The following is a 19,158-nucleotide window of genomic DNA, read 5'->3' on the forward strand; positions in this document are numbered from 1 at the left end:
ATGGCTGACGGGGACTCAGCCGAAGTCGACCTCGATCTGTTGCGAGCGTCGGCGCGTCAGTTCCTGGCCGAACGCGGGGAGAGGGGAACGGTCAAGGACCTTGCGGCGATGGACTGGACCGGGCTGCTTGTCGATGAGGTTATAGGCGGCGCTGGCTGGCGTCCGGTCGAGGCGTGCGTGGTGGCCGAGGAGCTCGGTCGAGCGCAGGACGGCTCGGCGTGGTTCGGAACCACGCTGGGCGCCGCGGCGCTTGCCTGCGGGCCCGAGGAGGTTAGGGATCAACTGCTGCCCGGCTTGCTCGACGGCACCGTGGCGGCGGGCTTCGCCGTCCTCGACGGGCCCGCGCGGGTCATCCGCGGCGATGCGGTTGACATCGTCCTTCTGCTGGGGCGCAACGGAATTCACCTGCTACGTGACCTGGATCGCGACCGGTTCGAGCTGGACGCAGACGTGCTGGACGTCACCAGGACGGTATGGCGCCTCGACGTGGCGAACGCGCCCAGCGCCTTGATCGGATCTCCCGAACGGGCCGACCAGTTGGTCGCCGTGGCCCGGCTGCTTGTTGCCGCCGATTCCGTGGGCGCGGTGTCGATGACCCTTGAACGGTTGACCGCATACCTCAAGGAGCGCGTTGCGTTCGGGGTGCCTATCGCGAGTTTTCAAGCGATTCAGCACCGGCTCGTCGAGCTACTGGTCTTCCAGGTCAAAGCGCGCGCCGTCGTCATGAGGGCGGCGCGGGCAATCGCGTCTGCCGAAGAAAGGGCAACCGTGCTGACGGCGGCCGCGCACGCGTTCGTCGCGGCGAAAGCCGCAGCCGCCGTTGACGAGTGCATGCAACTGTCGGGCGGCATCGGATTCACCTGGGAGTATCCCCTGCACCACGAACTGCGTCGCGTCTTCACCAACGGCCATTTGATAGGCACCGCGCGGTCGAGTCGGGCGCTCGTTGCGGAGGTATCCGGCTGGTGAGCATTTTCGGGAATCGACCCACCCAGGCGCAGCTGACCGAATTCCGGGAGCGGGTCAGGGCCCACATTGCCGAACACGCACCGGCTATCGAAGCACGCGAAGGCCACCGGGCGCCCGAAACTGCCGTAGAGGAAGCCCAGCTTCGCAGATGGTTCGCCGGCCTCTTCGCGGCGGGTTTCGTCGGTGCGGACTGGCCGGTCGAGCACGGTGGCCGCGGCGATCACCACCCGCTGCATGATCGCATCGTGAGCGAGGAGATTTTGCGTGCTCGCGCACCACGGCCCATTGATCAGGTCAACCTGGCGGCACACGTCTTGTTGCACTTCGGTTCTGAAGAACAGAAGCGAACGCTGCTGCCGCCGATCCGGCGCAGCGAGCACATCTGGTGCCAGCTGCTCAGCGAGCCCGACGCCGGCAGCGATATCGCCGCCGTGCGCAGCCGCGGAACGCAGCAGGACGATGGCAGCTGGCTCATCGACGGGCAGAAGACCTGGATCACGGACGGGCACTGGGCCGACATGGGCCTCGCCCTGATCCGCACCGACCCGGCTGCGTCGCGCCACCACGGCCTGTCGGTCTTCGCCGTGCCACTCTCGGCGGACGGTGTCGAAGTTCGTCCGATCCGGACGATCGGCGACGCGATCGAGGTCAATGAGGTCTTCCTGACCGGAGTCAGGCTCGGTGCGGAGAGCCTGATCGGAGAGGTGGGCCAGGGTTGGTCGATCATCATGGCCGGCCTGGACTTTGAACGATTCGGCATCGGCGGCAACGTCATCTTGCTCGAACTCTTGATCGACGATCTGGTCACCGTGGCGCGTCACGCGTTCATCGACGGCGCGCCCGCGCTGGAGTGGGGTGACATCCGCCAAGAGATGGCCGAGCTGGCGGTTGAGGTCGAAGTGGCCAAGGCGTTCATCGACGACCATGTGGAGCGGCTGACGTCGGGCGACGAACGGCCGGGCGACGGATCGATCGCGAAGTTGAGCTTCGCGGAGACATATCACCGAGTCGCGGCCTATGGCGCCGAGCTGGCCGCGTCGGTGGTTGCCGTGGGGACTGCGAATCCTGATGTGGAACAGGCCAAACAACGCCTGCGGGAATGCTGGCTGTGGTCTCGGGCCTACACGATATCCGGTGGCAGTTCGGAGATGATGCGCAACATTCTGGCCAAGCGCCGACTGCACTTGCCGAGCCGATGACCGCATACCCACCCGCGCGGACCTACTGGTCCCTCGTCGAAACGGCAGCGCGGTCGCATCCCGATCGAGTGATTCTCGTCGACGACTACGGGCGAACCCTGTCGTGTGGGGAGCTGCGCGAATCCGCGCTGACCTGTGCAGCGGCACTGGCGCAACGGGGAATTGGTGCGGGGACGGTGGTGTCGTGGCAACTGCCGACGACGCTGGAGACGATGGTCGTCATGGTGGCGCTGGCGCGCCTTGGTGCAGTCCAGAACCCCGTTCTGCCGATATGGCGGGAGAGCGAACTGCGTTTTGTGACAACGCAACTCGCGACGGATGTCATCATCGTGCCCGGATTGTGGCGCAACTTCGACCACACCGCGCTCGCGCACAAGATCAACGGTGACCAGTCCATGTCGGTGGTGGTCATCGACCACAATGCGCCCATCACCGGTGCACTTCGACTGCCGGCCGGTGATCCGGCAGCGCTGCCTCCACCGCCGCGCTCGGGCGAGGACCCGCGCTGGATCTACTACACGTCGGGCACGACGGCGGCACCGAAAGGCGCGCGGCACTGCGACCGCTCGGTGATCGCCGGCTCGGCAGGCGTCGTCGGTATCGTCGGTGCCTCCAGTAGTGACGTCAACCCGATCGCTTTTCCGGTGTCGCACATCGGGGGAGCGGCCATGCTCGCTGCCGGCCTGCATACCGGCATGCGGCTGGTGCTATTCGACGCCTTCGACCCCGTGGAGACCCCCTTCGCCATCGCTACGCACCGCCCGACACTGTTGGGCAGCGCGACCCCGTTCTTCGTCGCCTTCATGGCGGCGCAGGCCAAGCACGGCGACGAACCGCTCTATCCCGATTTGCGTGGCTGCGTCGGCGGTGGTGCGCCCATCACCGCGGAGCTGGGCCATCAAGTGCGGCAGACTTTCTCGGTGGACGGTGTGGCAAATTCCTGGGGCCTGACCGAATTTCCGGTCGCTACTTCTCAAGCGCCGAACGGCCCCCCGGAACTGCTGGACCATACCGTGGGCAAGCCCGTGCCAGGCGTTTCGGTGCGAGTCGTCGACGAATCCGAGCGGCAGGTTGTGCCCGGGGAGGAGGGGGAGCTGCGGCTCAAGGGCCCGCAATGCTTCCTCGGCTACGTCGATGCCTCCTTGGACGCCAAAGCATTCGACGCCGAGGGGTGGTTTCGCACAGGCGATCTGGGGCGCATCGACGACCAGGGCAACGTCGTCGTCACGGGGCGCATCAAGGATGCGATCATCCGCAATGCGGAGAACATCTCGGCACTCGAGATCGAGGGCGTGTTGGCGAGCCACCCTGCGGTAGCCGACGTCGCGGTCATCGGAGTGCCCGACGAGCGGACCGGCGAGCGCGTCTGCGCCGTTGTCGTTCCAGCGCCGGGCAGTGAGGTAACCCTGTCGGCCCTGGTGGAGCATTGCCAGGCAAAGGAATTGAGTCGGCATAAGTCGCCGGAACGCCTCGAACTGGTGGACACCCTACCGCGAAACCTCACTGGAAAGGTGTTGAAGAACGAACTTCGGAAAAGATTCGCGTCAGCGGGATGAGCGAAGTCGCTTCTACGGGGCAACTGCCCGCTTCATCACTGTGGTGATCACCTTGCGAGGAATGAGTCGTTGCAGGTAATAGACCGCGACGGCGTCGACGCCGACAAGCTCGAGTACGGGTGGCGATTGCTTCTCCAGCGTGTCGGCAAGCGCGGTCGCGAATTTGGCTGCCGGCCTGGCTCTTGCGACAACGCTTGCGCGGCGTTCGGAGAAGTTGGCGTACATCGGGCCGTACGGGCCAACCGCCTCCGGCACATCATTGTTCAGGATCATCTCGGTGTCGAACATGCCGGCTTCCAGTACGTGCGCGGAGAGACCGAACTGATGGATCTCGACAGCGAGGCTCTCAATCCATTTCTCGAGAGCGGCCTTGCTGGCGCCGTAGACCGATGACAGTGGCATACCGACCCTGGCCGCCAGGCTCGCGACCGCGACGATCCTGCCGATGCCACGTTCACGCATGCCGGGCAATAGCAACGCGGTCAGGTGCATCGGGCCCAGCAGATTGGTCTGGAAGGTGCTCACCCGCTCTTCACGAGAGGTGTCTTCGAAGGCCGCTGCCGGGGCTAGCCCAGCGATATGCACCAGCGCGTCGACGGGCCGGTCCGCGAGTTGGCGGGCCGCGGCTTCGATGGAGGCCGAATCGACCAAGTCCAGCTTGAGTAGTTCGATCTCGCCTGCCCGGCCGACTTCTTGGACCAGCGATGCACCGTCACGCTCGGGAGAACGCATGGCGGCAACGACCTGCCAACCACGGAGGGCCAGCTCGGCGGCCGAGAGCCGACCAAGCCCGCGTGAGGCTCCGGTGATGACGGCGGTTCGACGACGACTATTGGTGCCGCTGCTCACGGCTTGCATGCGTTAGGGGGCGGCTCGCCAACCGGCGGGGTTACCAGTCGTCCGTGGGGCTGCCCGGAAGGCCAGTGCGACCAGATTCCTGCGAAGAATGGCCCCTGCTCACCGGCCTTCTCGAAGCGGCCCTGGGGGTCATAGACCTGGGTGTGGCACCACCGCCACGGACGCGCCGTTTCGGTGGAGAGGTTGAAGTAGCGGATGATGAAAAACGGTGCCAGGTAGAGGAAATAGCCGAAACTCATCACCACGATCATTGTCATGAGGACCCCCAGGCGGCCCGTCGCGCGGGTGATGCGGAACTTATTCGCCAGCCGCTCGGCGCCGGTCAAGCCGGTGTCGTTGCGCCACCACAGCAGGCTGACGGCGATGAAGGGAAGTGTTGTCGACAACGACTCGAGGAGCAACGGGAACTGATCTGGGTGACCAGCCTTGATGGAGCCGAACGCGGGCACCTGCGAGTACCCGTACAGACCGGTCATGACGAAGAAAATCTCGATGATCGCGTCGATGAGGAACCCGACGATGACAGTCAGAATCGTCAGTGAGATCAGTGGGTGCCGGTGCACGAAAGCGGTAGAGGAGAAACGCGGCCCGATGACTCGTTTGAGCAGCAGGATAGACAAGGCCGACGGTCCGATGTAAAACGCGTAATAGCCGATGAAGTTGAAGACTGGCTCCACTGTCGGCGAAACAGCGGCCCACCACCAGGTTTCGGGCCAATGCAGCAGCCGCGAGTCGTATGTGGCGTACGGCCCCCAGTTACCCCATGGATCAAGCCAAACCAACGCGTTGCCGGCGATGAAGAACAGCAGGCCCATCGTGATCTTGCCGGCCTTGATCGATTGCACAGTGAGGATGATCAATCCTCCTCCGAACATGACGACGGCGCCGACTTCAAACAGATAGGGCCAGAAATGCCACCCGAAGAGTGGCTGGACGGAGAACTCCGTCGGATCATTGTGGCCCGGTCGACGGATCCGGTCGCCGGCATCGCGAGTGGCGAAGCTGAGCATCCAACCGAACAGAATTACGACCGTGACCACGGTTGTTACCAAGGCGCTCGTGCATGGCGCCGATATTGGGCTACTTGGGTCACCCGATGGTCGGGGATGTGTTCCCTTCCCGTGCGCCAGCACCGTATTAGTGGCTGTCATGAGCGAACCTCTCTGGCGGGCCGATTTCACATACTGCTAGTAGGTGGGTTAACATACCGCTACCATGTATAAAAGTCGAGCACGAGAAGATCGAGCGGCGGCCACCCGGGCGGCGATTCTCGACACCGCACGAAACCTGTTCGTTGAACGCGGTTATCACGGAACAAGCATCGAAGACATTGTCACTGGCTCTGGCGTCGGCACACGTGGGGCGCTTTATCACCACTTTGAAAGCAAGCAAGCTCTTTTCGAAGAGGTCTTCTGTGAGGTCGTGTCCGAATTCATGGTGATCTCGGACGCTCTAATCGACGACCGGGGCGACAGTCTGGACCGGCTGCGGCACGGTCTGCTCAGCTTCCTTGCCGGTGCTGCCAATATTGCTGCCGTGCAACAGATCATCCTCATCGACGGTCCCGCAGTGTTCGGTGCCGATCGTTGGCGCATGATGCAGACGCGCCGCGGCCTCGACGCCATATCTGACGGCCTCGAGCACGCGATCGCCGAGGGAGCCATTGAGCCGCAATCGGTGCCGGCGCTTGCGCAGTTGCTACTGGCGCTCGTCGACGAAGCGGCGATCATCGTTGCCAAAAGCGATGATCCGGCCGCTGCACGAGCCGAAGTCAGCGCGGCGCTGAACACCCTTGTCGCGGGTCTGCGCATCCGTTAAGCACAGGATCCCCAACCGGGCATAAAGCTCATTCGCTATGGAGGCACGCATGGAACAGACCGAGGACGGCAGCCTGGAGGCGATGGCGTTTGACGATGCCGTATCCGGCGATATCCGTGATCCCTATGCCGAGCTGGCAGAGCAACGGCGAAAAAATCCGATTCAGCGCATCGACATGCCTGGGCTGGCGGTCGACCAATCCGCGCCGATGTTCATCGTCTACCGGCACGAGGAGATTGTGCAGGTGCTACGCGACGGTGAGACGTACTCGTCATCAGCGGTCATCGCGGCCTTCGGCGAGGTCCTCGGGCAACGTGTGATGCTCGGTATGGATGAGCCGTATCATGGCCGGCTTCGCTCCCTAGTCTCAAAAGCGTTCTCCCAGAAGGCTTTGAAGCGCTGGGAAGACGAACTCGTGGTGGCGATCGGCAATGACCTGATCGACCGGTTCGTCGATCGCGGACGCGCCGATCTGGTGAAGGAATTTACTTTCGACTTCCCGACCCGAATCATCTCCGGCTTACTCGGCCTACCCGAGGAAGACTTCCACCAGTTTCAACGCTGGTCAATCGACGTCCTTAGTTTCATGGTGGCGCCCGAACGTGGACGTGCCTCGGCCGCGGCGCTCACCGAGTACGCGAAGCCCATCCTGGCAGCGCGCCGTCGAGAACCTTGTGAGGATCTGATCAGCAGCCTGGCGGCTGCAGAGATCGATGGCGAGCGCCTCACCGACGACGAGATTTTCTCGTTCATGCGGTTGCTCCTACCCGCGGGAATCGAGACGACATACCGCGCGCTGGGAAACATGCTTTTCGGGCTGTTATCCAATCCCAGCCAGCTCGAAATCTTGCGGGCGGATCGGTCGCTGATGCCGCAGGCGATCGAGGAGGCCGTGCGCTGGGAGGCGCCGCTGTTGGCCATCACCAGGGTGGCGACGCGGGACACCGAGTTGGGTGGTGTTCCGATTCCCGCTGGATCGCAACTGATGCCGATGCTCGGTGCCGCTAACCGGCAAGAGGATCGCTACGAAGAACCCGACATGTTCAACCTCTTGCGGCAAGCGCGCGCACACATTGGTTTTGGATCCGGCCCCCACGTGTGCCTCGGCATGCACCTAGCACGGCTGGAGATGCGGACGGCGGTAAATCTCTTGATGGACCGGTTGCCGAATCTGCGGCTGGACCCCGGCGGCCACGACCCGCACATCCGAGGGCAGATATTCCGCTCCCCGAACGCGTTGCCGGTCTTATTTGGCTGAGAGACGAAAGGTCCGTTCGACGATGAACCGAGCCTAGGGAGCAGTTAGTTGAGCAACACCAGAGCAGTCAGCCTGGCGGATTCGACCTTTTCACACCGCGTTCCGTACTACTACGAGGTGGGTGACGAGCGTGAAGTCTTTCTCGCCGCACACGCTGCGTGCCGCCCTGTTCTGATCAAGGGCCCGACAGGATGCGGCAAGACTCGCTTTGTGGAGGCGATGGCCGCTCAGCTCGGGATCGGTGTTCACACTGTTGCCTGCCATGAGGATCTGACTGCCGCCGACCTCGTCGGCAGGCATCTCTTACAGGGCTCCGAAACCGTCTGGGTCGATGGGCCTTTGACCCGGGCCGTGCGTGAGGGCGCAGTGGCATATCTCGACGAGATCGTGGAGGCACGGCAGGACGTGACCGTGGTGATCCATCCGTTGACCGACTACCGGCGAATTCTTCCGCTCGATCGATTGGGCCAACAACTAAAAGCACCAGACGGTTTCATGCTGGTGGTGTCCTACAACCCGGGCTATCAGAATGCAATCAAGGATCTGAAGGATTCCACTCGTCAGCGGATGGTAGGCATCAGTTTGGACTTTCCGCCGCCAGAGATCGAAACCGAGATAGTTCGGCACGAAACCACCCTCGACGGCACGTTGCTGGAGCAGTTGATCGCACTCGGGCAGGCCGTTCGATCCGTGGACGTGCCAGGCCTTCGTGAGGTCGCCTCGACCCGGACCTTGGTGAGCGCCGCTGATCTGATCGTCTCCGGTCTGGAACCAAGGGCGGCCTGCCGCGCAGCCATCGCAGAACCGCTGACCGATGATGTGTCGCTCACCGCGGCCTTGGTGCAACTCGTCGACAGTTTTATCCCCGCTCTCTCGTAGAGCAGCGTCGGCCATGCCTCTCGCGAGCACCCCCCATCGTGACCTCGAACTGGTCGCCGCGGTGGTGGCAGGTGAGTGGCTGGAGATCAGCGACAGCACATTGCCCACGCATACCACAGCCCGCCAGATCATTCTGTGTTCGAACACGGCGGAATCCGAGGTGCGCGCCTCGGTGCTAGCCCAGGCTGCACTCGCCGGAGCCGACAGCCTGCGGACCGCGTGGGCCGCGGGATTACGGCATCACGGTAGACGTAACCGGATCGCCGAGCGCTACGTCGCGCTTGAGGTACCGCGCGCGTTGCGTGACCGCTCAGCAAAATTGCCCGGGTTGGCCGACCTCGCGTCGTCGTTGGGCGCTGACTGGCCCTCATCGAGCAGCGCTCAGGAGTCCCTGCGGCGGGCCCGGGCCCGCGAGCTGCTGCCCGAGCCCCCGGTGTGGTTCGGTCGCCTGTCGCCGACCGTGCCCGCAAGAGAGGTCGCCGAAAACGCGCACCATGAGCTGGCGGCCAGCGAAACGGATGATGAGTTGGCGGCCCCGCACACTGCCGACGTCAACCCCGCGGCGGCGGAGCTGACGAAAATCATCGCCGAACTCGCGGCCGACATCGACGAGAACTGGCTGTTGCGCAAGCTGCGACGCAAGCGTCGCGGATCGGCGGGCTCGACGTCTCCGGAGTCGTCGCCGAAGGCGCGTTCTAGGGCGCGACGCCGTGCGGGTGATCCGGGGGCCACGGTGTGGCGCACAGCGAACAAGTCGCTGGAGCGCTCCCCACTGCCGGGGTGGTTGGCGGCAAGCGGACGCGGCAAATCGCGCCTGTATCCCGAGTTCGACATTGAGCGTCGGACGATGCGACCCGACCACTGCACCGTCTACGACATCGATGCGAAAGACGAGAGCACCTCAAGTACGTGGCCGCAGTTGGCCGATGCCGAGCTGCGGCGCCGGTTGGCGCGGGTGGTGCTGACTCCGGCCCCGAGCAGACGACGGCATGACGGCGACGAGGTCGACGTCGAGGCGGCACTCGACGCCAGAGCGAACTTCGTGGCGACGGGCCAGTTTGACGACCGGGTATGGATGGCGCCGCGTCCGCGCCGTCCGGGCCTTGCCGTCATGGTGCTCGTCGATATGTCGGGATCAGTGTCGTCGACGGCCTCAGGCATATCGACGCATCGACGGCAGGTCGAACTGGCAGAAGTGATTTCGGATGCCCTTTACGCGGTAGGCGCGCGGCTGGCATTATGCGGTTTCCGCTCGCAGGACCGGCGCAACGTTGAGTTAGTGCGCATCCTGCCGTTCGGCAGGCCCTGGGATGAGTCGGCGCGGCGTCGGCTACACGCTTGTGAACCTTGTGGTTTCACGAGACTAGGTGCCGTGGTACGGCGCTCGAGCGACATCATCGATGAGGATGGCGGCGCGGCGCGACGAGTCCTCATCCTGGTGTCTGACGGTGTCGCCTACGACAGTGCCTACGAGGGCGGTTACGCCGAAGCCGACACCCGGCGCGCATTGCGCGAGGCGAACACACGAGGGATCGCAACGTTGTGCGTCACTGTCGGAGCCGATACAAGTGAGGGTGCTCTCGACCGTGTCTTCGGGCCTGTGCCGCGCGTTCGAGCTCGCGCGATAGGCGATCTTCGCTTGCCCCTTGCCGGGATGATCCACAGCGCACTGATAAGCGCGAGCAGGGCGATGGGATGAGTCGGTCGGCCTCGCCCGGCCGTATCTGAAGCGCTTTAGCCGAACCCGGTTACACCCCGATCAGCTCCTTGAGGTTGCCGCCCATCACTCGTGCTGTGGTGGCCGCCGGGAGGCTCTCGAGTTCCTTGACGAAGTCCGCGGGCGCGGCCAATCCCTCGGGATGCGGGTAGTCCGACCCGAACATCACCCGATCCGCACCGAGAATGTCGATCAGGTGCGACATGTCCTCCTCGTGGAAGGGGTTCACCCACACGTGCCTGCGGAAGACATCCCCCGGGTGCTCGGTGAAATCGCGCGGCTTCTTGCGGTACACCCGATCGAACGCTTCCATCAGACGATTCGCCCACGACCCGCCGTTCTCGACCACGCCGATGCGCAGGCCCGGAAACCGCTCGAACACGCCGTGTGCGATAAACGCCGCCAGCGTGTCGAAGATATGGCGGCTCTCCTCGTAGATGAAGCCACGAAACTTCGTCAGCTGGAAGCCCTGGAACTCGTTGCCGTCCTCCCAGTCGGAGAGATAGCGGTCATAACCGGAGTCGGAGTTGTGCATCTGGACCGAGATACCCGATGACTCAACCAGCCTCCAGAAGTCGTCGAACTCGGGTAGCGCCGGCGAGCGGGACGTGCCGTCTTCCCTCGGTACCGGCGCCGGCCGGATCAGCACCGTCCTCGCCCCGTGTTCCAGGCACCACTCGAGTTCTGCGACGCCCTTAGCGGGATCGTTGAGCGAGATCGCCGGGACCGGGAAGATGCGGTCCTCGAAGTTGAACGTCCAGTCGTCAAGCAGCCAGCGGTTGAAGGCGTGGGTAACCGCGTGGGTGAGTTCGGCGTCGCCCTTGGTCCGTTCCTCGAGCATGCCCGCCGTGGTCGGGAACATCAGTGCGCCGTCAACCCCCTGGCGGTCCATCAACGCCAGGCGCAGGTCGGGACGCCGGAACTCGTCCGGACAGCGGATCGGCTCGGCAAGCTCCCGCAGAGTCTTACCCTCCGGGTTGATCCCGCGGTAGTAGTCGGCCCACGCGCCGGGAGTGGGGATCACCTCGTAGGTCGGGTTCGGAATTGTCTCGGTGATGACGCCGAGGATCTGCAGCTTTTTGCGACCGTTGACGTCGACGAACTGCAGTGCTTCGGAGTATTTCTCCGGCAGATAGCGCGTGTAGGCATCGATCGTCTCGTACATGTGGTTGTCGGCGTCCCAGACTTCCAATGTCTTGCTCACTTTCGCCTCCAACATGCGAGAGAATATGTGTTCTCAAACATAGCAAACAGCCGTATTCGTTCGTGGCCTGGCCTAGAGGTTCATGAAGTGGCCACCGTCGACACCGAGGGTCTGTCCGGTGATATAGCGCGCTGCGGGGCCGACCAAGAACGCGACGGCCGATCCGATATCGCGCTCGGGATCACCGATTCGTCCGAGCGGTACCCGCCGTGAAAGGCGCTGCTCCATCGCCGGTTCGGCTTCGATCGCGGCCGTCATCGCAGGCGAATAGGCAAGTGGTGAAACCACATTGACCGTGATCCCGTGGGGTGCCCACTCGCGGGCCAGGCTCTTGGCGAAACCGCGAAGAGCGCCCTTCATCGTCGCATATAGGGGAAGCGTCGCGCTGCCCTCGATACCGGCGGGTGACGTCATCACCAAGAAGGTGCCGCCGCGCGCCTTGAGCGCGTCGAACGCCGCGGCGGCGCAGTGTTGGGCGCCGCCGACGGACACCGAGTAGTGGTCGTCCCACAGCGAGCGGCTTACCTCCTGGAGCCGATGCGGTCGGCTGGAACTGTTGCTCGTCGCGTTGTGCACTACCGCGTCGAGACACCCGGTGACTGCCAGGGCGATGCGCACGGCGTCAGCGACCTGTTCGGGTACGGTCACGTCGCAGCGGGTCCACGTCGCGCGATGTCCTCGCGCGGCGATTTCGTCGGCGACGTTGCGCCCCGCCTCGGACCGGGAGGCGACGAGGACGTGCGCGCCCTCGGCCGCCAGGGCCATCGCGATACCCCGCCCGACGCCACCCCCTGCGCCGGTCACCAGCACGGTGTGGCCGTCGAGGCTCACGGCAGCATCACCGAGCCGCCGTCAACGATGACGGTTTGGCCGGCAAGGTGTTTGATGTCGCGTCGGAGGAGGAATCTCGCCGTCGCCACGATGGAGTGGATCAGCGTGCTGTCGTCCTGGAACGCCGGCGCGCTCAGATGTGCGTCGGAAATTGCCAGGGTGGGCGCGAAGATCCGCACGGGTGCGGCGACCATGTTGACCGCGATCCCCTCGGATCCCCATTGACGCGCAGCGGATTTGGCCATCGCTCGGATGCCTTCGATCGCGGTCGTGTAGCCCACCAGCCCGGCCGCGCCTGCCGTGCCGATCGTCGGCAGAATCAGGACGATCCGTCCCCCTTGTGCCGCCATCGATGAGTGTGCGGTCTGAAGCGCGACCAGTGCGTGCCACATCGTGTCGTCGGCGTCTGCGATTCGGTCGATGACGGTCACGCTGCCGACCTCGTCGACGAGCGCCCTCGACAGCGCTACGGCGGGACCGCCCACGACGATTGTGGTCACGCGCCGGCCAGCGCTGCCAGTTCGCGCTTGACAACCTTGCCGACATCGTTGCGTGGAAGCTGCTCGACGAACACCACGCGCACGGGTACGCGATAAGGCGTGAGGCGGTCGCGGCACCACGCAATCAATCCATCCTCGGACAGCTCGTCGTCGGTGCGCGCGACGAAGGCCCATGGAACTTCGCCGAGTCGCTCGTCGGGAATCCCCACCACCGCGGCCTCGCGGACACCGTCGGCGCTGAGCAGGACGTCCTCGACGGTCCCAGGAAACACCTTGAGCCCACCCCGGTTGATCATGTCCGACACCCGGCCGTCGAGCCACAGGAAGCCGTCGTCGTCGAACCAGCCGAGGTCACCGGTGTGGAACCAGCCGTCATCCGTGAGCCGGTCCAGGAATGCCGGATCGATCTTGCGGGCGGCGGTAGTGGGCGTGCGGACCAGCACCTCGTCGTCGGCGATCATCACGTGGATGCCGGGCAGGGGTCGGCCGACGGAGCCGAGTTTGGTCTCGCCCCACTCGCGGGCGTCGGCGGCCGACCAGCCCACCACCTCGCCCCCGAGCTCGGTCTGGCCGTAGGAGTTCAGCACGATCACACCGAATTTGTCCCGGAACCGGGCCGCCTGAACGGGCGACAGGGGAGCGGTGATGGACCGCACGATCTTGAGCGGCGACAGGTCCGTGACCGAATCGTCGTGCAGCACCATGGTTAGCGCCGCGGGCGGCAGCACTGTGGATCGCAGTTGGTGTCGCCGGACGAGGGCGGCGAAGTCGCTGGGGGAGAAACGGTCCATCAGAACAACGCCCGAGCCGGCCCGGAATGCGAACAGGACCTGATAGATGCCGGCCCACAGCGACAACGACAACGGCACCAGATTCGGCATGGGCGACCGCTTAGGCTTGTCCCCAGCGGGTTTCGCGCCACGGAGTTTCTCGAGTAGCCGATCGATCAGATCGAGCACCGTGCTGTGCCGGAGCGGCACCGGCTTCGGCGGGCCGGTGGTGCCCGACGTGAACTGCAGCAGCGCAACATCGTCATCATAGGACCGCGCATCGGCGACTTGCGTCGCGGAGGCGGCAATCGCCCACGCCAGCGCGTCGCCGGTGATGACCGGCAGGTGGAACGCCGAGAACCGTTGCGCAAGTGCGGGAGTAGTGATGACGGCAACGGGCTGCAACGTCTCCAACTGGGTCACGATCTCGGCGTCGGCCGCCCTGGGATTCAGCGGTGTGTACACGCCACGGGCACGCCACACGCCGAACAGCGCGGCGATGGTGGTCGGGTCGTTGGGCAGCATCGCGGCGACCACTTGTCCCGTCGTCAGTCCGCATTCGGCGAGCAGCGTGCCGAGCCGGTCAGCGCTGGCGGCCAGCTCGTCGCGTGACACCTCAGCGCCGAGCGTATGTACTGCGACTTCAGGCAGGCCGTCCAGCAGCTCCGCGAGGCTCACGAATCACCCTCTAGCGGAGCCCAGTTCGGAGTTCGCCTGTCCGCGAAGGCAAGCGGGCCTTCGTTTTGATCCGGATGCCCCCACATCGATGTCAGGTGCTTAGCCCCCTCACGGCAGGCATCCGTCAGGCCGTATTCGAGTGCGCCCCACAGCGCCCGCTTGGTGGCGCGCATCGCGGCGGGCGAGTTCTTGGCGATCTTTTCGCCCAGCTCCTGGGCGACCTCGCGCAGCTTTTCGGGCGGGTCGACGACCTGGCTGATCATGCCGAGCTGGTATGCACGCTGGGCGCTGAGCCGTTCATGGCTGCCCACCAGAGCCATCCGCAGTACGGCCTCGGCGGGCATCTTGCGCATCAGCGTGATGGTTTCGAGCGCGCTGACCTGACCGATCGATACGTGCGGATCCACGAAGCTGGCGTCCGATGACGCGATGACGACGTCGGCGTCGGCCACCCAGTGCAGCCCGCCGCCGGCGCACACCCCGTTGACGGCGGTGATGACCGGCTTGTCGACGTTGCAGTGCCACGCCGTCAGGTTCAGGTCCAGCGTGCGCATGGTCTCTTGGAACTGCAGCACGGCCTCGCCGTCGAGCTCCGCGACGTCGGCGCCCACCTGGAAGGCCCGCCCGTTACCGGTGTGCACGATGACCCGAACGTCGGGGTCAGCGTTCAACTGCGCCCACGCTTTGGGAAATTCCTCTCGCATCACCACGTCGTAGGCGTTGAGGCGGTCCGGCCGGTCGTTGATGATCCAGCCGACGGGCCCGCGTCGCTCAACGATCAGTCTCTGGTAGGTCATGAAACCTCCACCGCGTCCGGCAGCGGTTGCCATTGCGGCCGGCGCTTTTCGCGCCACGCCCTGGCGCCCTCGCTGTGGTCGGGGTGATTGCGCAGTCGCCAGATCTCGTCGGAGGCATCGGTGCGGGCCTGCGTCATTCCGACCTCCAGGGAGTGCCACAGTGCCTTCTTGGTGGCGCGCATCGCGGTCGGCGAATTCGTGGCGATCGCGGCGGCGAGCCGCCGGGCCGCCGTGCGCAGCTGATCGGCGGCTACCACCTCGGACAAGATGCCCAACTCGTAGGCGCGTTGCGCCGAGATGCGTTCGCCCTTGCCGCTCAACGCCATTCGGGTGATTGCCTCCATCGGGGACTTGCGAAGCAGGGTGATCGCCTCGTAGGCGACGGCTTGGCCGAGCGATACGTGCGGGTCGACGAAAGAGGCCTGCTCGGCGGCGATCACGATGTCGGCGTCGGCCACCAGGTGCAGTCCGCCGCCCGCGCAAACACCGTTGACCGCCGCGATCACCGGCTTCCACACCCCGCACTGCCACGACGAGATCTTCAGCTCGGCGTCCCGGGTCCGGCGTGAATGCCTGCGCATTGCCGCCTTGTCGCGCGCCACCTGCACCACATCCATTCCGGTGCAGAAGGCCTTGCCGTTGGCGGTGTTGACGATCACGCGGACGGTGGGGTCGGCCTCGAGGTCGGCCCAGGCGGATTCGAGCTCGTCGAGCATCAACGAGTCGAAGGCGTTGCCCGCGTCCGGCCTGTTCAGGATCAGCCAACCGACACCATCAGATTTCTCCACCACCAGGCGCTGATAGTTGTTCACGAGCGCGGAATTTCCTTCCAGGGCTTGCCCTTCCATGGGTCCGGTTCCTTGGGCAACCCGAGCACCCGCTCGCCCAGGATGTTCTTGTTGATGTCGGTGGTGCCGCCCTCGGTGCCGTTGGCGAGGCTGCGCATCATTCCGTGGACGTCCCGCGGGAGGGCGTCCGGATCGTCGGTGGCCGGCCAGGCGACCGCGTCGGTGCCCAGCAGATCCACCATGAGGTCCTGGATTTGCTGGTTCAGGGTGGCCTGGTGCACTTTGCCGATCGAGGACGCGGCTCCCGGCGACTGACCGGCCGAAAGTGCCGCGCGGACACGGTCATTGGTCCAGCCGCGGATCTGCTCCTGGGCCCACAACCGCATGACCTTGTTCCGGACGACCGGGTCGTGCCATCGGCCGGTCTCGCGCGCCAGAGCTATCAGGCGGTCGGCGCCGGAGCCGCCCAGGCGGCCCATGCCTCCCGACCCGGAACCCGAAACCATCTGCCGCTCACTGGACAACGTAGATGCGCTGACACGCCACCCGTCGTTGACATCGCCCACGCGGTGCGCGTCAGGGATCCGCGCATTGTCGATGAAGACCTCGTTGAACTCCGCCTCGCCGGTGATCTGGCGCAGAGGACGCACCTCGACGCCGACTTGATGCATATCGAGCAGGAAGTACGTAATGCCTTTGTGCTTGGGTGCCTCTGGGTCGGTTCTGGCGAGCAGGATCGCGAAGTCGGCCTCGTCGGCCCACGTGGTCCAGACCTTCTGGCCCGAGATCACCCACTCATCGCCGTCCCGGACGGCTCGCGTCGCCAACGAGGCGAGGTCGGACCCGGCGCCCGGCTCGCTGAAGAGCTGACACCACTTTTCCTCGTTGCGCACGATCGGCGGCAGGAAACGCAGCCGCTGCTCTTCGGTGCCGTGGCTGAACAACGCTGCGGCAGCGTTGTTCAGCCCCAACGGATTCAGCCGGGACAACCGCAGCGGACGCAGCACCTGATCGATCGCCCGGGCCACCTCGTTGCCGATTCCCAGACCGCCGTATTCGCGCGCCCAGGTCGGCACGACGAGGCCGGATGCGGCGAAGACCGGGTACCACTGCCGGTACTCCGCGGGACTCCGCACCTCCCGGAGGGCGGCGGGGCTGTCGGCGGCTGCTGTGCGCCAGGAGACCGGTACCTCGGCGTCGACCCATCGCTCGACGGCCGCGACGGCGTCTGCGGTGCTGGTGGCCTCGGTGATCGGCAGCGGTGTCATGGTCCTCTAGCGCCCTTGGAACTTCGCCTCGCGCTTGTCGCGGAATGCCGCCAAACCCTCTTTGAAATCCTCACTGCGGCTCGACAACTCGAGCGCCATCGCCTCGTTCTGCAGGTGACGGTCGAGGTCGAGCCCGTTGCCACTGTGCAGCAGCCACTTGGTGAGGCCCAGCGCCACTGTGGGTGCGTCGCCGAGGCCGGTGATCAGTTCGCTTGCGACCGCGTCCAATTCGTCGGCGGGGGCCGCGGCGTGAATGATTCCCCACTCGGCCGCGGTGGTTCCGGAGATCTCGTTGCCGAGCATCAAGAGTTGCCGGGTGCGGACCATGCCGATGACGCGGGGCAGCAGCCAGGCGGCGCCGCTGTCCGGCGTGAAACCGCGTGCCATGAAAGGTTCCCAGAACCGCGCGTCCTCGGCGGCGACGCAGAAGTCGGAAGCCAGTGCGATGTGGAATCCGAGGCCGGCGGCCCAGCCTCGCACCACGCACACGATGGGCACCTGCGTCTCGAGCATCAATGGGATGAGCCGGTTGGCCTTGTTCGGCAGCCTCCGCTGTGTGCTGCCCACCCGCGGCTTACGCTCCGAGCGACTGTTGTTGGCGATCAGGTCGGAGCCTGCGCAGAAGTCCGGTCCTTGGGCATCGACCCGGATGACACGCACGGACTCGTCGGTGCCGGCCGCGACCAAATGCGCGATCATCGCGTCGAGCATCACGTCGTTGACCGCGTTACGGCGCTCGGCACGGTCGAAGTTCAGGTGCAGGACCTGACCGTGTTGTTCGGCGCCGAGGCCGGGCACGCTGTCGTAACTCATGGCCTCAGCGCTCGGCGAACCCTGCCGACACCGCGGTCAGCAGGTCGGCGAGGTTGGTCGCGCCGCCCGGCGGATCAGGTAGCCGGACGGGGCCGCGTTCGCGGCTCGGCAACAGGATCGTGGCGTGTCCGGGAGCCGTGACCTGGCCACGGTGGTTCGTCGCCGCAAGTTCGAGGTCGACGGCGGGCCGGTCGCCCTCGGCGAGATATTTGCGTACCACTTTGCCGGTGATCGTGTGCAGGTCGCTGACGTAGTTGAAGAGCCGAAACTCGCAGTCGAGCTTCCACAGCCAGGCGTCGTCGCCCATCCAGTCCGTGCACAGGTGGATCAGCCAGGTCTCGCGCATGCGGCCGTAGTCGAAGGTGGTGGGGTTGCCCGCATTGCGGGCCGCGTCCGGTTCCCAGTGCACGCGCTGCTGCACATCGGGGACACCGTGTTCGTTGGGCGTGTAGAAACGGGGAATGCGTTGCCTGTTGCGCCACGCCAGCCGCAGGGGCCGTACGCCATACATCCCGGTGCCCATGCCGACGTGCCAGCAGACCATGTCGGTTACCGTCAGCGGGCCTTTGGTCAAGGGGCCGACGTCGTCGCCCTCATCGACGTCCTCCCACCATCGCGGTTCGGCGCCGCGCGGCGACTCGCGCGCGTATCTTTCGTCCAAATCGGCGATCTCGTCCGGCGTCCACGACTTCAGTTCGACGGTCTCGTACTTCTTGCGTCCGCGGGCCTTGCCGCGCTCGGTGCGGATCATGTTGCGGTACTGCGCACCCAGAATGAGGCCCTCGTCGTCGCGGAACACCTGCGCCGACCATTCGTGCACGGCGCGCTCGGCGAATTCGCTGCTCTTGTCCAGCGCCGCAACCAGAGCGTTGCGCCGGAAGACCCGATGATTCGCCCGCAGCGGCGCCCACCATTCCCGTCCGGAGGAGGCGTAGAAGGCGTGGACGCCGCGCAGCGGGTCGCCTTTGGTCAGCGCTCGGTCCTCGTCGGAGAGCGTGGTCACCTCGTCCTCACCGATCAGCGTGTCGCCCCCCACGAGCGCCGGCGGCGCGATGGACTCACCCCAGATGGATTTGGCGGCGTACTCCGGATCAGCCCACAGCGGGTTGGCGTCGCCGTAGCTCTCCGCCACGTGGCGGAAGCAGTCCTCGTTCGGGCGGTAGTAGTGCGGCGGCTGGGTGTGTGGAACGGCGATACCGATGGTAGAGCGCAACCGGGCCAGTCCCTCGTCGGTAATCTGACCCGTCGCCGGCAT

General features: G+C 65.2%; 18 protein-coding genes. 7 read left to right on the forward strand and 11 right to left on the reverse strand.

Annotated features, from left to right (window positions below):
- Genes A5744_RS10180 through A5744_RS10190 form a run of 3 tightly spaced genes read left to right on the forward strand, consistent with a single transcriptional unit; the run spans window position 1 to window position 3,724 of the window.
- Window positions 1–969, forward strand: a complete 969-nt coding sequence (locus tag A5744_RS10180; RefSeq protein WP_076060580.1) for an acyl-CoA dehydrogenase family protein — start codon at window positions 1–3, stop codon at window positions 967–969.
- Window positions 966–2,168, forward strand: coding sequence for an acyl-CoA dehydrogenase family protein (locus A5744_RS10185; RefSeq protein ID WP_076060582.1), 1,203 nt, complete (start codon window positions 966–968; stop codon window positions 2,166–2,168). The genes A5744_RS10180 and A5744_RS10185 overlap by 4 nt, the downstream gene beginning before the upstream one ends.
- Window positions 2,165–3,724 (forward strand): class I adenylate-forming enzyme family protein, encoded by a 1,560-nt coding sequence (locus A5744_RS10190; RefSeq protein ID WP_076060584.1) that lies wholly within the window; start codon window positions 2,165–2,167, stop codon window positions 3,722–3,724. The genes A5744_RS10185 and A5744_RS10190 overlap by 4 nt, the downstream gene beginning before the upstream one ends.
- Before the next feature lie 12 nt (window positions 3,725–3,736).
- On the opposite strand, the gene A5744_RS10195 is transcribed toward A5744_RS10190, so the two are convergent.
- Together A5744_RS10195 and A5744_RS10200 are read right to left on the reverse strand one after the other, a co-directional pair.
- Window positions 3,737–4,573, reverse strand: a complete 837-nt coding sequence (locus A5744_RS10195; RefSeq protein WP_170874458.1) for an SDR family NAD(P)-dependent oxidoreductase — start codon at window positions 4,571–4,573, stop codon at window positions 3,737–3,739.
- The gene (locus tag A5744_RS10200) at window positions 4,570–5,592 is read right to left on the reverse strand and encodes a spirocyclase AveC family protein (protein WP_170874459.1); all 1,023 of its coding nucleotides are present in this window, start codon (window positions 5,590–5,592) and stop codon (window positions 4,570–4,572) included. The genes A5744_RS10195 and A5744_RS10200 overlap by 4 nt, the downstream gene beginning before the upstream one ends.
- 205 nt (window positions 5,593–5,797) lie before the next feature.
- Here A5744_RS10200 and A5744_RS10205 point away from each other — a divergent pair, with 205 nt between their 5' ends.
- Genes A5744_RS10205 through A5744_RS10220 form a run of 4 tightly spaced genes read left to right on the forward strand, consistent with a single transcriptional unit; the run spans window position 5,798 to window position 10,236 of the window.
- Window positions 5,798–6,400, forward strand: a complete 603-nt coding sequence (locus tag A5744_RS10205) for a TetR/AcrR family transcriptional regulator (protein WP_076060587.1) — start codon at window positions 5,798–5,800, stop codon at window positions 6,398–6,400.
- 49 nt (window positions 6,401–6,449) lie between these two features.
- Window positions 6,450–7,658 (forward strand): cytochrome P450, encoded by a 1,209-nt coding sequence (locus A5744_RS10210; RefSeq protein ID WP_076060687.1) that lies wholly within the window; start codon window positions 6,450–6,452, stop codon window positions 7,656–7,658.
- A 48-nt stretch (window positions 7,659–7,706) separates the two neighbouring features.
- Window positions 7,707–8,537, forward strand: coding sequence for a CbbQ/NirQ/NorQ/GpvN family protein (locus A5744_RS10215; RefSeq protein ID WP_139331300.1), 831 nt, complete (start codon window positions 7,707–7,709; stop codon window positions 8,535–8,537).
- Window positions 8,538–8,550: 13 nt separating this feature from the next.
- Complete coding sequence (locus A5744_RS10220) at window positions 8,551–10,236, forward strand: VWA domain-containing protein (protein WP_076060589.1); 1,686 nt, start codon at window positions 8,551–8,553, stop codon at window positions 10,234–10,236.
- Window positions 10,237–10,285: 49 nt separating this feature from the next.
- On the opposite strand, the gene A5744_RS10225 is transcribed toward A5744_RS10220, so the two are convergent.
- From A5744_RS10225 to A5744_RS10265, 9 genes are read right to left on the reverse strand one after another with little or no spacing between them, the layout of a single operon-like run.
- On the reverse strand, window positions 10,286–11,473 hold the full coding sequence (locus tag A5744_RS10225) for an amidohydrolase family protein (protein WP_076060590.1): 1,188 nt from the start codon (window positions 11,471–11,473) through the stop codon (window positions 10,286–10,288).
- A gap of 57 nt (window positions 11,474–11,530) precedes the next feature.
- The gene (locus tag A5744_RS10230; protein WP_076060592.1) at window positions 11,531–12,289 is read right to left on the reverse strand and encodes an SDR family oxidoreductase; all 759 of its coding nucleotides are present in this window, start codon (window positions 12,287–12,289) and stop codon (window positions 11,531–11,533) included.
- On the reverse strand, window positions 12,286–12,789 hold the full coding sequence (locus tag A5744_RS10235; protein WP_076060593.1) for an SDR family oxidoreductase: 504 nt from the start codon (window positions 12,787–12,789) through the stop codon (window positions 12,286–12,288). Before A5744_RS10235 ends, A5744_RS10230 begins: the two co-directional genes overlap by 4 nt.
- A complete protein-coding gene (locus A5744_RS10240; protein ID WP_076060595.1) occupies window positions 12,786–14,237 on the reverse strand; it encodes a class I adenylate-forming enzyme family protein in 1,452 nt (483 codons plus the stop codon). Before A5744_RS10240 ends, A5744_RS10235 begins: the two co-directional genes overlap by 4 nt.
- A complete protein-coding gene (locus A5744_RS10245) occupies window positions 14,234–15,034 on the reverse strand; it encodes an enoyl-CoA hydratase/isomerase family protein (RefSeq protein ID WP_076060597.1) in 801 nt (266 codons plus the stop codon). Before A5744_RS10245 ends, A5744_RS10240 begins: the two co-directional genes overlap by 4 nt.
- Complete coding sequence (locus A5744_RS10250) at window positions 15,031–15,846, reverse strand: enoyl-CoA hydratase/isomerase family protein (RefSeq protein WP_076060691.1); 816 nt, start codon at window positions 15,844–15,846, stop codon at window positions 15,031–15,033. Before A5744_RS10250 ends, A5744_RS10245 begins: the two co-directional genes overlap by 4 nt.
- A complete protein-coding gene (locus A5744_RS10255; RefSeq protein WP_076060598.1) occupies window positions 15,843–17,090 on the reverse strand; it encodes an acyl-CoA dehydrogenase family protein in 1,248 nt (415 codons plus the stop codon). Before A5744_RS10255 ends, A5744_RS10250 begins: the two co-directional genes overlap by 4 nt.
- 6 nt (window positions 17,091–17,096) lie before the next feature.
- Window positions 17,097–17,903 (reverse strand): enoyl-CoA hydratase-related protein, encoded by an 807-nt coding sequence (locus A5744_RS10260; RefSeq protein WP_076060600.1) that lies wholly within the window; start codon window positions 17,901–17,903, stop codon window positions 17,097–17,099.
- 4 nt (window positions 17,904–17,907) lie between these two features.
- Window positions 17,908–19,158 (reverse strand): hypothetical protein, encoded by a 1,251-nt coding sequence (locus tag A5744_RS10265; protein WP_076060602.1) that lies wholly within the window; start codon window positions 19,156–19,158, stop codon window positions 17,908–17,910.

Origin of the sequence: Mycobacterium sp. IS-1264, assembly GCF_001954195.1 — a bacterium.
Taxonomy (GTDB): domain Bacteria; phylum Actinomycetota; class Actinomycetes; order Mycobacteriales; family Mycobacteriaceae; genus Mycobacterium.